At 37.8% G+C, this 14,801-nt stretch carries 12 protein-coding genes; 7 read left to right on the top strand and 5 right to left on the bottom strand.

Annotated features, from left to right (window positions below):
• Positions 1–300 precede the first annotated feature (300 nt).
• From hflC to MM236_RS12980, 3 genes are all read right to left on the bottom strand, one after another.
• Positions 301–1,239, bottom strand: coding sequence for a protease modulator HflC (hflC, locus tag MM236_RS12990; protein ID WP_241275412.1), 939 nt, complete (start codon positions 1,237–1,239; stop codon positions 301–303).
• Positions 1,236–2,213 (bottom strand): FtsH protease activity modulator HflK, encoded by a 978-nt coding sequence (gene hflK, locus MM236_RS12985; RefSeq protein WP_241275411.1) that lies wholly within the window; start codon positions 2,211–2,213, stop codon positions 1,236–1,238. The genes hflC and hflK overlap by 4 nt, the downstream gene beginning before the upstream one ends.
• 207 nt (positions 2,214–2,420) lie before the next feature.
• Complete coding sequence (locus MM236_RS12980; RefSeq protein ID WP_241275410.1) at positions 2,421–3,029, bottom strand: cytochrome c oxidase subunit 3; 609 nt, start codon at positions 3,027–3,029, stop codon at positions 2,421–2,423.
• Between the two features lie 150 nt (positions 3,030–3,179).
• On the opposite strand from MM236_RS12980, the gene mfd reads away from it, so the two are divergent.
• The 6 genes from mfd (at position 3,180) to MM236_RS12950 (ending at position 12,507) form a co-directional block, all read left to right on the top strand.
• The gene (gene mfd / locus MM236_RS12975; protein WP_241275409.1) at positions 3,180–6,539 is read left to right on the top strand and encodes a transcription-repair coupling factor; all 3,360 of its coding nucleotides are present in this window, start codon (positions 3,180–3,182) and stop codon (positions 6,537–6,539) included.
• Positions 6,540–6,712: 173 nt separating this feature from the next.
• Positions 6,713–7,936 (top strand): gliding motility lipoprotein GldJ, encoded by a 1,224-nt coding sequence (gene gldJ, locus MM236_RS12970; RefSeq protein ID WP_241275408.1) that lies wholly within the window; start codon positions 6,713–6,715, stop codon positions 7,934–7,936.
• Between the two features lie 182 nt (positions 7,937–8,118).
• Positions 8,119–10,554: an alpha/beta hydrolase family protein gene (locus MM236_RS12965; RefSeq protein ID WP_241275407.1), complete on the top strand. Its 2,436-nt coding sequence runs from the start codon at positions 8,119–8,121 to the stop codon at positions 10,552–10,554.
• Positions 10,555–10,915: 361 nt separating this feature from the next.
• The gene (locus MM236_RS12960; protein ID WP_241275406.1) at positions 10,916–11,524 is read left to right on the top strand and encodes a hypothetical protein; all 609 of its coding nucleotides are present in this window, start codon (positions 10,916–10,918) and stop codon (positions 11,522–11,524) included.
• Between the two features lie 15 nt (positions 11,525–11,539).
• Positions 11,540–11,851, top strand: coding sequence for a hypothetical protein (locus MM236_RS12955; protein ID WP_241275405.1), 312 nt, complete (start codon positions 11,540–11,542; stop codon positions 11,849–11,851).
• On the top strand, positions 11,848–12,507 hold the full coding sequence (locus MM236_RS12950; protein ID WP_241275404.1) for an ATP-binding cassette domain-containing protein: 660 nt from the start codon (positions 11,848–11,850) through the stop codon (positions 12,505–12,507). Before MM236_RS12955 ends, MM236_RS12950 begins: the two co-directional genes overlap by 4 nt.
• A 451-nt stretch (positions 12,508–12,958) precedes the next feature.
• Here MM236_RS12950 and MM236_RS12945 read toward each other — a convergent pair whose 3' ends face one another.
• Together MM236_RS12945 and MM236_RS12940 are read right to left on the bottom strand one after the other, a co-directional pair.
• On the bottom strand, positions 12,959–13,603 hold the full coding sequence (locus tag MM236_RS12945; protein WP_241275403.1) for a CPBP family glutamic-type intramembrane protease: 645 nt from the start codon (positions 13,601–13,603) through the stop codon (positions 12,959–12,961).
• Between the two features lie 14 nt (positions 13,604–13,617).
• The gene (locus tag MM236_RS12940; protein ID WP_241275402.1) at positions 13,618–13,839 is read right to left on the bottom strand and encodes a hypothetical protein; all 222 of its coding nucleotides are present in this window, start codon (positions 13,837–13,839) and stop codon (positions 13,618–13,620) included.
• Positions 13,840–14,034: 195 nt separating this feature from the next.
• On the opposite strand from MM236_RS12940, the gene MM236_RS12935 reads away from it, so the two are divergent.
• Positions 14,035–14,778: a hypothetical protein gene (locus MM236_RS12935; RefSeq protein WP_241275401.1), complete on the top strand. Its 744-nt coding sequence runs from the start codon at positions 14,035–14,037 to the stop codon at positions 14,776–14,778.
• The last annotated feature ends 23 nt before the right edge of the window (positions 14,779–14,801 follow it).

The following is a 14,801-nucleotide window of genomic DNA, read 5'->3' as shown; positions in this document are numbered from 1 at the left end:
GTGACCTATCCTTAGAGGAAGTTGCAAGATGGAAACAAATTCTAAAGAATCAACAAGTTGACACTTACTTATGGCTTAGAATAAAAATCTAAAATCTTTAAGTTTTTGACTATCAACTTGGCGTTCTCAGCGCCTTCGCGGTTACTATTTACCGCAAAGGCGCAAAGAACGCAGAGTTTCTTGAAAGAATTTAAGTGATTTGAAAATCAATTCTTTGTTCAGATTGGTACCAGAATGACATCAAAATATAGATTACTTTCACATCATAGGTACGTTCTTTCTGTCCGAGGTAAATTGCTTCTAATTCAATTTTCTTAAATACTTGAAGAATTCAGAATCTGTGGATAACACGATACTTGTATTTTCATCCATGGATTTTTCGAAACTTTCCATCGTTCTCAAAAACTTGTACAGCTCAATGGACTGCCTGTTTTTATTATAAGCTGAAGCGTAAATGTTTGTTGCTTCTGCGTCTGCTTTACCTTTGATTTCTTCAGCTTCTTTGAAAGCTTCTGATTGGATTTGTGCCAAGTCTCTTTCCTTGTTACCCTCGATAGATCTTGCACGACCTTGTCCTTCAGATCGGAATTGGTCAGCTATTCTGTTTCTTTCGGAGATCATTCTGTCATAGACTCTGTCCCTAACTTCGTCTACATAATTCATCCTCTTGAATCTAAAATCCAAAATCCTCACTCCAAGGTCAGTGGTTCTTTCATTAGCTTTTTTTAGAACAATTTCTTCGATTTTGTCTCTTCCTACTGTGATGTCATCCAAAATCTCAATTTCTTCCATAAAATCCTCAGTGATCTCCGGATCTCTATTTGTAGATCTTACTAAGTCTAGCAAATCATGGCTTGCGATGGCATTTCTTGTTTCACCATCCAAAATATCATCCAATCGAGATTGTGCAGAGCGCTCATCCCTAAGTCGGATGAAGAACTGCAAAGGATTGGTAATCTCCCATCTGGCATAAGTATCCACGAAAATAAACTTTTTGTCTTTGGTTGGTACTTGGTTTTTGTCACCATCCCATTCCAAATAGCGCTTGTCGAAGAACTGAACCTTATGCAAAAATGGGGTCTTGAAATTGATTCCTGGTGTTGTCCTTGGCTCACCTACAGGCTTTCCAAACTGTGTGACAATGGCTTGCTGGGTTTCATCCAAGATGAAATAACTGTTGAAAATCAAGATGGCCAAAATAGCTCCCAATACGATATATCCTATTCTATTTTTTCTCATGGCTTTGCTGTTTTTACTTTATCGATGTTCAAAAGAGGCAGGACATTATTTCCTTTTTCATCCACAATGATCTTGTTTCCGATTTTTGGAAGAATTTTCTCCATCGTTTCCAGATAGATTCTTTGCTTGGTTACTTCGGGAGCTTTCATATAAGCTTCAAAAAGCGCATTGAATCTCTCAGCTTCACCAATAGACCTGTTTACACGATTGAGGGCAAATGCTTCTGCCAACTGAATAGTTTCTTCAGCTTCCCCTCTTGCTCTTGGAATTACTCTGTTGTATTCTGCTTCAGCTTGATTGATCAAAGTCTCTCTTTCTTGCTGAGCTTGGTTTACTGCATTGAAAGAAGGTTTCACCGGTTCTGGTGGATTGACATCTTGCAATACCACTTGGTCTATTCGAATGCCATTTTCATAATCATCACACATTGATTGAAGGAGTACTTCTACACTTGATGCTACTTCTTGTCTTCCTACCGTCAAGACTTCGTTTACAGTTCTGTCCCCAACGATTTTCCTCATGGCAGATTCAGACATGTCTCGAAGCGTTTTATCTGCATTTCTTACTTTAAAAAGGTACTTGAAGGAATCTGTAATCCTATATTGTACCACCCACTCTACATCTGTAAGGTTCAAGTCACCAGTGAGCATCATGCTTTCATCATTGTACCCTGCTTTGACATAATCTGAACTTCTTCCTGCATTCGTAGTCCTAAATCCAAATTCCTGTTTTAGCTGTCTTTGCACGGGGATTTTGTGCATTTTCTCTATTCCAAATGGAAGCATAAAATTCAATCCTGGTTGCACAGTCCTGTTGTATTCTCCCAATTGTACGACTACACCCTCTTCCTCTGGACCTACGGTCCTTACACTTGATAAAAGTGCTATCAAAAGCAACAAGCCAATGACAATCTTGCTCAGATATTTTCTGATCCAATCAGGATTGATATTGATTTCGAAATTTTTTTCTGACATAGTTATTGAATATTTAATTTTAATTAGACGAAAGGCATTACTATCCGATTAAGGAAATTGATGCCTCAATATGATAAGAATAAGGGATATTACATTGAAGAATGTAATTAATACCTGATTATAGGCTGGATTTAAGGTTTGATAGCTTGGTTTTTGAAATTTCACCACAAAAATCACAATGTACTTTCCTGCCGAAGATAGCACTTTTTAGAAAGAAATGACAAAAATCAAAAATAGTGTCAACCATATCAAATCCATAAAATACCAATAAATAGAAAATAGCTCAATTCGCATTTTTTCAAATGGATTCGTGAGCATAATGAGGTTTTGAATTGCGTCTTTTTCTCTTTTGTTATATTGAAAAATCATGATCAAGGCAAAAACCATAGCTCCCACCAAGTGGAAAATATGAATTCCACTTAGCACATACAAAAAACTACCGCTGGGAAGTCCTTTGAAATCTATTCCCATCGCTGTCAATTCCTTCCAGCCAACAATTTGTAAAGCTGTAAAAATCACACCAAGTAGAAATGTTGTAAAAAGACTGTTTTTTAGCTTTCCTATCGCTTCATCTTTGTAGTGGTGAATCATCCTCGAACAAGTGTATCCCGAAAAAATAATCACTATTGTGCTCAAAATAAATGAACGTGGCATTTTGAATCCCAGCCCTTCGAGATTCCCATATCCGGAAGCCAAAAATGCAACGGTCAAAAACAGAAAAATCAAACCGCTACCAAACATCCCCAGATACATCAAGGTCTGATATGGATGCATATTTTCAATTTTTTGAAACCAAGTCTCTTTTTGTGTTTTCATCAAAATTATAAATCTCTTGGCTTCTAAACATTTTAATTGACCATAGGTTCAAGAATATTGATTACAAATTCATATTAATCTAATAAAGCAGGTAACGAATCAATTTCCTAACTTGCGAAATATATTCATCATAGCTATCAATTATTCATTTTGGAGAAGAAAGCATTCTTATCACTCTACGAAAAAGATCCTTTTGTACAGACCTTTTGCGAGAATCTGAAATACCGAAAAAATAGAAGCTTCCAGTTAAAGGGAGTGTCTGGAAGTATGGACATGGTGCTTTTTACTTCTGTATTCAAGAGCCTCGGTGGGTTTCACCTCATTATAGCCCACGACAAAGAAGAAGCAGCTTACCTAAACTCTGATTTGCAGGAACTATTGGGTAAAAAAGACACACTACTTTTTCCTTCAAGTTACAAACGTCCATATCAGTTTGACGAAGTAGAGAATGCCAATATCCTCATGCGAGCGGAGATTTTGAACAAAATTCTTGGCAAAGAGAGCAAAAACGAGGTAGTCATTACCTATGCAGAAGCACTTTACGAAAAAGTGATCAACAAGCGGTCCTTGAAAGAAAATACTTTTGTAGCGTCAGTTGGTGAGAAAGTTGATATGGAATTCATCGCCGAAATACTATCAACCTATGATTTTGAAAAATCCGATTTTGTCTATGAGCCGGGTCAGTTTTCTATTCGTGGAGGTATTTTGGATGTGTATTCTTATGCCAATGACCTACCTTACAGAATCGAGCTTTTTGGAAGAGAGATAGAAAGTATCAGGACATTTGATCCAGAGACACAACTTTCTGTGGACAATATCAATTCCATCAGCATCATCCCAAATGTACAGACACGCCTTCTTCAAGAGGTCAGGCAGTCATTTTTGGAGTTTTTACCAAATGATACTGTCATTTGGATGAAAGATCAGCAGTTTACTTTTGATGTTTTGGATGAAAATTTCCAAAAAGCTTCAAGACACTTTGAGCAAATAAGCAATAGCATCAACAGCGACAAGCTTCTTCCAAAGCCTACTGATCTATTTGATAATGCGGCGGCCTTTGAAAAACTGGTCAATTCATTCGTCAAAGTAGAATTTGGACATAAATTTTATGAAAAAGAAAGCCAAGTAATCCAATTTGACTCTCAACCTCAACCTTCTTTCAACAAGAATTTTGATCTTTTGGTAGAAAACTTGGTAAGCAATGAAAAAAATAGCTGGCTGAATATAATATGTTCTGAAAATGACAAACAGATCAATCGACTGGATAACATTCTGAATGAATTGGATCCTACCCTGAAGACGCAATCACTATTGATTGGACTCAGGGAGGGATTTATAGATAAGACATTGAGGATTGCCTGCTACACTGATCATCAGATTTTTGAGCGTTTCCATAGATACAAGACCAAACCAAGGTCCAGCAAGTCCAAAGCACTTACGCTAAAGGAAATCAAGGCTTTGCATGCTGGAGATTACGTTGTACACATTGATTATGGAGTGGGCAGGTTTGCGGGTTTGGAAAAAGTCAATGTCAATGGTAAGTTTCAGGAAGCGGTAAGACTGATCTTTAGGGATGATGATTTGCTGTATGTGAATATTCACTCGCTACACAAAATCTCGAAGTATTCTGGCCAAGAAGGCACTGCACCGATCATGTCCAAACTTGGATCGCCAGAATGGGACAATAAAAAGAAGAAAGTAAAAGGAAAAGTCAAGGACATTGCAAAGGATTTGATTTCCTTGTATGCAAAGCGAAGAAATGCGTCAGGTTTCCAATTTTCTCCAGATTCTGTTTTGCAGGTCGAATTGGAAAGTTCCTTTGTGTTTGAAGACACTCCAGACCAAGCATCAGCGACTTCAGATGTAAAAGTCGATATGGAAAAACCTTACCCTATGGATAGGTTAGTCTGTGGTGATGTAGGTTTTGGAAAAACAGAAGTTGCCATCAGGGCAGCGTTTAAGGCAGTAAACGACAGGAAACAAGTAGCCATATTGGTTCCAACCACTATTTTGGCCATGCAACATTACCAGACTATTAAAGAGAGATTGGAAGCATTTCCGGTAAAAGTCGATTACATCAATAGATTCAGAACAGCCAAAGAAATCAAAGAAATCACCAAACAGGTGACTACAGGCGAGATTGACATCTTGGTAGGCACCCACAGGATAGTGAACAAAGATGTCAAATTCAAAAATTTGGGACTTTTGGTGATTGATGAAGAGCAGAAGTTTGGTGTGAAGGTCAAGGATCAACTGAAGGAGATGAAGTTAAATGTTGATGTATTGACATTGACAGCTACTCCGATACCAAGAACGCTCCACTTTTCATTGATGGGCGCGAGGGATTTGTCAGTGATAGCCACTCCGCCACCAAATAGACAGCCTGTGACCACTGAGATCCATACTTTCGAAGAGGAAGTGATCAGAGATGCAGTGGCATTTGAGTTGCGAAGAGGAGGTCAGGTATTTTTTGTTCATAATAGAGTGGCAGAAATAGACTCGATTGCCAACATTATTATGAGGCTTGTTCCGGATGCAAGGGTCGCGGGAGCGCATGGTCAGATGGACGGGAAAGCTCTGGAAAAGATCATGGTGAAATTTATCGAAGGGGAATTTGATGTGTTGGTTTCGACAAATATCATTGAATCAGGATTGGATATACCAAATGCCAATACGATCATTATCAATCGTGCCCATATGTTTGGGTTGAGTGATTTGCATCAGATGCGAGGTAGAGTTGGAAGAAGCAACAAAAAGGCGTTTTGTTATTTATTGACTACACCTACTACGGGATTGACCACAGAAGCTAGAAAGAGACTGCAAACATTGGAAGAGTTTTCCGATTTGGGAGATGGTTTTAAAGTTGCCATGCGGGATTTGGATATTCGAGGAGCGGGAAATCTTCTGGGAGCGGAGCAAAGTGGATTTATTACTGATTTGGGATTTGAGATGTACCATAAGATTTTGGATGAAGCGGTGCAAGAGTTGAAAGAAAATGAATTTGCTGCATTGTTTGAAGATGATTTGAAAGAAAAAGTAGAAATTCTCGTTCAAGATTGCGTCATCGAGACAGATATGGAATTATTGATCCCTGAAGCGTATGTGAGCAATATTTCCGAGCGATTGAGTTTGTACTCGAAGCTTGATAACATCAAAAAAGAGGAAGAATTGTTGTCCTATATCAAAACAATTCAAGATAGATTTGGTCCAATTCCAAAAGTGGTCGAAGATTTGTTTGAGACAGTTCGCTTGAGATGGTTGGCAGAGCAGCTGGGTTTCGAAAAGCTTGTTTTGAAAAATGATGTGATGAAATGTTATTTTGTCCCATCTTCAAAGGAAAGCTATTTTAAATCTCCAGTTTTTGGAAATATCCTTAGATATGTGAGTTCTCAGCCGAAGCATTGCAAAATGAAAGAACATAAGAATCGCTTGATACTCACTATCAATGGAATAAAAAGTATAAGTAAGGCCAAACAATGGCTCAACGACATGAAAATCCAAAAAGATTAAAAATTTTTAATAGGATGAAAATTGTCACTTCGGAGATATTTTTTGTATAATATCTTTGATTTTAGGGATTTTCCGACTTCTTGTAAGTAGGAGAAGAAAAAATAATATTGTGATAAGATATTATTGATTATATATTAGCGTTCTATTTGTGCACAAAAAACACTAAATGTCATATGGTTTTTGGAAAGAATAAATTGGGGATAGTTGCAATTGCTTTGCTTTTTATAGCAACAGGCATCCTTTCATCTTGTAATAAAACGCCTGGTTATGGAAGAAGGACTGCCGCCAAGCCAGGCAAAAAAAGTGCTACAACAGGTGCGGATTTTAGTTTTGATGCGAATGACAGTACAAACTTCATCGTGACCAAGATGTCAAAACAGTTTGTAGGTCCAAATTTGAAATATATCCAAGGAGGACGTGCAGTGATTGGATCTCAAGAGGAAGACGTGATGGCTTTCCGAGACAATATAGAGAGAACGGTTACGATTGCTTCTTTTTATATGGATGAAACAGAAATCACCAACAATGATTACAGGGAGTTTTTGTTTGGAATGCGAAAAAGTGTAAGTGCAGATTCTGTTCTGAAGCTTGAGCCTGCGGAGAAAGTTTGGGCAGGGGCGATGTCTTACAATGATGTGTATGACACATACTATTTCAGATTCCCAGGATTCAATTTTTATCCAGTTGCAGGAGTTTCCTGGTCACAAGCCAGCACATATGCCAAATGGAGAACTTTACGAGTAGGGGAACTGATGCGTGAGAAAGAAGGATTGGACAGTACATTGACCAAAAACCAACTACTCGAACGAGGAGTTGCTATCCCAGAATATAGATTGCCGAATGAAGCTGAGTGGGAATATGCTGCAAAAGCAATGATTGGAACTCAATATTTGGACGAGAACCAAGAATATGGCAGAATTTATCCTTGGGATGGAAGAGGTGTAAGAAATCCTTACAACATCAAAAGAAAGGGCAAGCAGGGAGATATGCTAGCTAACTTCAAAAGAGGTAGAGGTGATTATGCAGGTATTGCAGGTGGGCTTGCCAATGACGGAGATATCATTCCAACCAACGTATATGATTACCCACCAAATGATTTTGGATTGTACCAAATGGCAGGTAACGTGAACGAATGGGTTCAGGATGTTTACAGACCACTTTCCTTTACTGATTTTGATGATTTGAACCCTTTGAGAAAAGACGGGATTTTTGATGAGGAAACGGACTACAAAACCACCTTGATCGATGATAAATACAGAGTTTACAAAGGAGGTTCTTGGAGAGATATGGCTTATTGGTTGTCACCGGGTACAAGGAGGTTTATGCACCAAGATTCTGCTACCAATCACATTGGTTTCAGATGTGCAATGATTTCAGTAGGTGCAGTAGGAAAATAAACCATTTAGTAAAAAATTTGCAGTTTAAATCATTGATTTGATTTCAAAAAGGAGCTTTCGAGCTCCTTTTTTGTTTTTAGGCACCAGAATTTACCGTTTATATCGTTGCACTACCTCAAATTCAAAATTTTGCTGTAAGCTGGACTAAAAGCTGTAAATTTCTACAAATAACAAACTTTACTATGCTATACTCATTACAAAATACGGTGAGAGCTTCTATGTTGCTATGCCTAGCTTTGGTGATTTCTTTGCCAAGCGCATTTGCACAAAGCTCCCTAACCTACCAAAAACCTCCAAAAGAAATCGCTGAATTAGTATTGGCTCCTTCTACTCCGATTGCTAGTTTTAGTCGCACGGGAGAGTTTATGTTGCTTCTAGAGCGTTCTGGAAATCCATCGATCGAAGATTTGGCTCAGCCAGAATTGAGAATCGCAGGGATGAGAATCAATCCCGCTACCAATGGCCCTAGCCGAAGTGGTGCTGTAGAAAATGTAAAAATCAAAAACACTAGAACAGGTGTAGAGACACAAATCAAAGGATTGCCTACAAATGCAAGACTTGGAGGTTTTTCTCTTTCAAATGATGAAAAATATGCCGCTGTCACCAACACTAGCAATACTGGGATCAGCTTGTGGCTAGTTGACCTGACGACTTTTGAAGCCAAAAAACTCACAGATGAGATTGTCAATGATGTAATGGGTGGAACACTGAGCTGGACTCCAGACAATAAGATTCTTCTAAAAGCGATCAATCCTAAAAGAAGCTCAATGCCAGAAGCTCCTTTGGCTCCTGTAGGACCGACGATTCAGGAAACTTCAGGCAATGCCGCACCATCAAGAACTTATCAGGATCTTTTGACAAATAGACATGAAGAAGACCTGTTTGCATATTTCATGGATTCACAATTGATGCTAATCGGTTTGGATGGTAGTAAGACACCATTTGGTGAGCCAGGTATGTTTAGCTCTGTGAGCCTTTCTCCAGATGGTAAATATGTAATGGTTGATAAGATCAAAAAGCCATTTTCCTATTTAGTACCAGCAAACCGATTTCCTTATGATGTGCAACTTTGGGATATGACTGGAAAAAATATCAAAACTTTTGCAGAAATTCCCCTGGATGAAGTAAGACCTACAGGTTTTGATGCTACAGTCACTGGACCAAGATCAATCAACTGGAGAGCTGATAAGCCTGCAACCCTCTACTGGGTAGAAGCACAAGACGGTGGTGATGGAAAAGTGGAGATCGATGAAAGGGATGTTGTATATACATTAGACGCACCTTTCTCTGGAAGCAAAGTGAAATTTGCAAGTACCCCATACAGATATGGAGGCATTTCTTGGTCTGATGATAGTTTTGCGCTATTCAGCGAAAGATGGTCAGCTACCAGAAAGCAAATAGTAAGACTCATCAACCCATCCAAACCAATGGATAAAGGGACTGTCATCATCGAAAGATCTTCTGATGATATCTATAATGATCCAGGAAGTCCTGTTTACAAAACAAATGAGTTTGGAAGAAGTGTCATTTTGAGAAAAGGTGATGATGTATTTATGACAAGTGAAGGTGGGTCACCTGAAGGAAGTATGCCTTACCTTTCTACTTTTAACGTAAAGACCAAAACTGAAAAAATACTTTGGAGAAGTCAAGCTCCATACTATGAAAGGGTTGTGAAAGTTTTGAATAATGACGCTACTGAGTTTATCACTTCGAAAGAAGGAATTGAAGTACAGCCAAATTACTGGTTGGTAAATACTAGAAAAAGAATTGCACCTCTTCAAATCACTAATTTTGAGCATCCTTACGAGTCGATCAAAGGAATCAAAAAAGAGTTGGTGAAATATAAAAGAAACGATGGCTTGGATCTTTCAGCAGTAGTCTATACTCCAGAAGGATATGATGCTGAAAAAGATGGAAGATTACCAGTATTGATGTGGGCATATCCGAGAGAATACAAGTCAGCTGCAGTAGCTTCTCAAGTAAGAGGTTCACAGTATAGGTTCACAAGGCTAAGCTGGGGTTCTCCACTTTACTGGGTGACACAAGGCTATGCGATCATGGATCAGACAGAGATGCCTATCGTAGGTGAAGGTGACCTTGAGCCAAATGATTTCTTCCTAGAGCAACTTGTAGCCAATGCAGAAGCTGCAATTGACTTTATTGTGGACTCTGGAATAGGAGATAGAGAAAAAATAGCTGTTGGTGGTCACTCTTATGGAGCATTTATGACTGCAAACTTGCTTTCACATACCAATCTTTTTGCGGCAGGAATCGCCAGAAGTGGTGCTTACAATAGAACTTTGACTCCTTTTGGTTTCCAATATGAGCAAAGAACTTACTGGGAAGCTCCAGATGTGTACAATACCATGGCGCCATTTATGCACGCTGATAAAGTGAAAACTCCAATTCTATTGATTCACGGCATGGCAGATAACAACTCTGGAACATTCCCTATCCAATCAGAGCGTTATTACAATGCACTAAAAGGTCACGGTGCTACAACCAGGTTGGTTTTCTTGCCTCACGAAAGTCATGGATATTCGGCCGAAGAATCTATTCTTCATACACTGTACGAACAACATGAGTGGTTGGATAAATATGTGAAAAACAAGAAATAAAAAATTGACAACAGTCGACGGTCATCTGATAACAGCTGATTGATTTGAACTTCAAGCAATATTAAAAATTGGTACTGGTAAAAAAGCAGATACAGATTTAGTATTATTGCCTCAAATAGTAAAAAGGCCTCCGAAAGGAGGCTTTTTTTTGTTTCTCGCAAAGTTTGGGGAGGAGCAAAGATTCGAAGAGATAGTTTAGGGGATAGTCATATAATTTATCAGCGGAAAAAATCATCAATCTCCTTTTTTTGAGACTTCAATGTAGAAAAATAAATAAATGATACTTAAGTTAGAAAGTAACTAGACTTTATGCCTAAGTTTTAAACTTAATTTTTAAATTTACTTTTATCACCACCTTTCTATGAAGAAGCTTTTATTTTCTGTCCTTTTTATCAGCCTGTTAATTTTCCAAAATGCCAATGGCCAAGAGTATTTTGAAGGGTATATTTTTTACACTTACGAGTATTTCACGCTCGAAGGGGAAAACATCACCAAGCAGAAGCAAGAGATGCTTTTCAAAGAGCAACACTATTACATCAAAGAAGGGAATTATGTGGCCTTTGACCATGAAGAAGATTTGATGCAATTATACAATCAAAAAGGAAATTTATATTTTTATAAAAAGGGTGATATAGTATATAAATTGGACGCTGGAAATTGGGCTCAGGGAAAAACTAACTACAGTAAAACCAAAGAGAAAGCCAAAATCCTAAAGTATCGATGTGAATCAATAAAGAATGATAAATCAGTAACTTTTTATTCCAATAAAATTAAAGTTAATCCAGCAAATTTTGAATCTCATAAGTTTGGAGATTGGTCTGGATATCTTGAATTTACAAATGGTGCACTTGCTTTGAGAATTGTAACCTTCTACGATGACTACTATCAAGTGATGACTGCCAACAAAATAGTGCCGATGAAGCTTGATGACGCAAAGTTTGATATAGAAAAAGTTCTAAATGTAAAATAGAAATCCATTTTGCAAATGATAGAACTAAAGAAAAAGATCAGACTATTAAGGGTATTCTACAGCTCTTTTGCCTTATTTAGTTTGGTGATTACTTTGACATGCGTGGTAATCGCTTTTTATTCTGGAGGAAAATCATTTGCGTTGCTCACTTGGCTAAAATTAGGGGTATCTGGTTTGATCTATTTCTTTCAAAATGACGAGATGCGACATGAATACTACTATTACAAAAACCTCGGGCTTGGAAAGAAGAGCCTGTGGATAGGAAGTTTGGTTTTTGACTTTTTTCTGTTTTTGATATTGATGATCTTAACTTTTCAAATAGCATGAACCATATCCTAGAAGTAGATGGTGTGATGCTTAGCTTTGGGATCAACCGTATTTTGCAAAATGTCTATTTGAAATGTACCACTGGAAATGTCACTGGACTTTTGGGTAGAAATGGCTGCGGGAAATCCTGCTTGATGAAAATCATCATTGGCGATCCGCTCACAGAGGAAAAATCAATCAGGATCAATGGCAAAAGCCTTTTGGGCTCTAGTCGGCTACCCGAGGATTTGCGCTATCTACCACAACATAACTTTGTACCAGACAGCTTATCTTTAGAACGTATTTTTGATGATTTTGAAATAGATATTGAAGCATTTATCGAATCTTTTCCCGAGTTTGAGCAGTACAGGGGAATGAAAATGGCACATCTTTCTGGTGGTGTGAAGCGAATTTTGGAATTATACCTTGTCCTCAAGTCAAAAAGCAAATTTGTCATCCTTGATGAGCCTTTCTCCCACATCATGCCTGTCCATGTGGACACTATCAAAAATCTAATCCTCGAAGAGAAGTCGAACAAAGGAATTTTGGTTTCAGACCATCTTTATGAACATATCATGCAGATTTCCGATGAAGTTTATATGATCAAAAATGGCCGAACTTTCCCTATAAAATCCGTCGAAGAGCTTCATGAAAATGGATATGTGAGGTTGTGGTAAAGTATAAGCTCGCAAAGTTTGGGGAGGAGCAAATATTCGCAAAGTAGAATTAACTACAAAGAGAACGGAGGTTTTCGCCAAAGTTTAAATGGAAGAGATGGTAAACCCTTGTGTTCTCCGTGTTACCTTGGTGACCTCTGTGGTAAAATCAATTTAACAAATAATGAAAGTAAGGCTTGTAGCCCAACTATCTGAAATAGCGATTAAAGGTTAACAACAAAGGGTACGAAGGTTTTCACAAAAGGCACAAAGTGTAAATGGAAGAGATGGAATGTCCTTTTTCGTTAATTTATTATATGGATATACGGAACTTTGCCACTAACTAAAGAAAAGCCTGATTTAGCCTAGATCCGATATAAATTGATATTTGATACTCATAGATATTCAACATAAGCAAGCAATCGACCATGGAATTAAAGCTACTGGCAAAGAAGCGTATAATCATAATTTATTAAGATACATAAAGTAATTCATTCAAACTTAAGGTAATCAAATTATACAAGGCATGAAGTATAATCGAATAGTGCAAGCCACCTTGATACCTGATCCAGCCAAACAAAAGTGCTCCCGGAGTAAGAGATATCATACAAAATGAAACCTTCTGGAAAATAGAATCGGTTTCGATATTTCCAATATGTAGAATCGCAAAAAATAATGCAGTGAAAATATAAGTTGTATAAAATAAACCAGAAGAAATATAAGTCTGATCTGGGTTCTTTTTATTCTCCAATAAAGCCCAAATCAAAAAAACAAGCCCAATACCAATCATAAGCCACCAATAATTAGGAAAAACCACAACTCCAATCACAGGCAAAATTAAGAAAAACCAAAAATGAATACACTTACCAGACATATAGCCCCTAACCAATAACTCCTCAAGAACGGGTGCGAGAATCAATGCGCTAAAGATTGTGATAGTATTAGAATTACTAAATGCCTCCATACCTCCTACTCCCAAACGAATCGCCATAGGATCTATCAAAAGATATTGATAAGCAAAATTCAGGATCAAAGCACAAACAGCAAATCTGATTATTTGAGGCTTGGAGAGCTTTTTTTCCTTTTGGTAAAAATCCAGATAAGGTTTGATATTCATGTTTAAAATCTCAATTAGATCTCATTTTCATCCTTGTCCGTTTTGTATAAGTCAATCAAACTTTTTGAGAACGAAGCAAGTGCTAGGACTTGAAATAGGAGGTAAATAGTTTTGGGCACTTCAAAGGTTAACAATGAAAAATTATCATGAATATTCCAATAATAGATCACCCAACCTATGTTCATACTAAATGCAATCACCAAAAACATGTAAAGAGCTTTTCCAAAAGTTTTCATAAAAATCAATTTTAACAAAAAAACTAAGACTTTATTAAATTCCAAAAAATAATTTGATTTTTTTCTGTTTTATTTAATCACAATCTTTCCCAGCTCATTGGAAATATTCCTTAGCTCATCTTTTTGTAGGGTGCGACCAGGTTTGTAGATGGTAGTTTTGAGGCATCAATCATTCAAAACAAAAACCAAATCAATATGAACAGGGAATTAGTATTACTCAGAACTTTTGCACTAGCTATGGCGGGCGGAGCAATTTTACTTGCATCAGTTGCATTCAAAAACAATGGAAATCACCATTTTGAAGAAATTGATGTCCAAAGAATCAATATCGTGGAGGCTGATGGCACCGTCAAAATGATCATCACCAATGTGGATAAATTCCCAAATGGTGATACCAAAATCAATGACAGACCTACCAATGCTGAAAGAAAAAAGCGATCAGGAATGATTTTCTTTAATGAAGACGGTATAGAGTGCGGTGGATTTATCTACGATGGCGCACTTACAGAAAATGGGCATAGCTCAGGATTGTCCATGACATTTGACCAATATGATGGTGACCAAGTAATGCAGCTCTTGACCACAGATGCCAAACAAGGTGACAAAAGAAGGGTGAGCAGCAGTCTCGTATTTATGGATAGGGCTGAAAAAGAAACCCAACTCAAAACAATGGAAATCATGGAAGAAGTACAGGAATTGAGGAAAACCGATCCTGCTGCAGCTCGTGCCAAAATGCAGGAATATCAAGAACAGGGATTTGTTGGTGGGGCACCTAGGGTGATGCTTGGAAAATCAGGAAGCCAAAACAACGGACTGTTCCTATTCGATGACCAAGGGATGCCAAGAGCAATGTTCTATGTAGATCAAGAGAACCAAGCCAAATTGGATTTCTATGACGAAAAAGGCGAAGTGCTCTTTTCTTTCCCTCCTGTAGAGTAATCAAAATGATTTAACAAACGCTT

It is taken from the genome of Belliella calami, from assembly GCF_022549695.1.
In the GTDB taxonomy this organism is placed as follows: Bacteria; Bacteroidota; Bacteroidia; order Cytophagales; family Cyclobacteriaceae; genus Belliella; species Belliella calami.
This window is presented reverse-complemented; position numbering and strand designations above follow the sequence as displayed.

Bases quoted from the DNA above. Each gene is read 5' to 3' on its own strand.
- hflC (WP_241275412.1), bottom strand. From the start codon at position 1,239: ATGAGAAAAAATAGAATAGGATATATCGTATTGGGAGCTATTTTGGCC.
- hflK (WP_241275411.1), bottom strand. From the start codon at position 2,213: ATGTCAGAAAAAAATTTCGAAATCAATATCAATCCTGATTGGATCAGA.
- MM236_RS12980 (WP_241275410.1), bottom strand. From the start codon at position 3,029: ATGAAAACACAAAAAGAGACTTGGTTTCAAAAAATTGAAAATATGCAT.
- gldJ (WP_241275408.1), top strand. From the start codon at position 6,713: ATGGTTTTTGGAAAGAATAAATTGGGGATAGTTGCAATTGCTTTGCTT.
- MM236_RS12965 (WP_241275407.1), top strand. From the start codon at position 8,119: ATGCTATACTCATTACAAAATACGGTGAGAGCTTCTATGTTGCTATGC.
- MM236_RS12960 (WP_241275406.1), top strand. From the start codon at position 10,916: ATGAAGAAGCTTTTATTTTCTGTCCTTTTTATCAGCCTGTTAATTTTC.
- MM236_RS12955 (WP_241275405.1), top strand. From the start codon at position 11,540: ATGATAGAACTAAAGAAAAAGATCAGACTATTAAGGGTATTCTACAGC.
- MM236_RS12950 (WP_241275404.1), top strand. From the start codon at position 11,848: ATGAACCATATCCTAGAAGTAGATGGTGTGATGCTTAGCTTTGGGATC.
- MM236_RS12945 (WP_241275403.1), bottom strand. From the start codon at position 13,603: ATGAATATCAAACCTTATCTGGATTTTTACCAAAAGGAAAAAAAGCTC.
- MM236_RS12940 (WP_241275402.1), bottom strand. From the start codon at position 13,839: ATGAAAACTTTTGGAAAAGCTCTTTACATGTTTTTGGTGATTGCATTT.
- MM236_RS12935 (WP_241275401.1), top strand. From the start codon at position 14,035: ATGAACAGGGAATTAGTATTACTCAGAACTTTTGCACTAGCTATGGCG.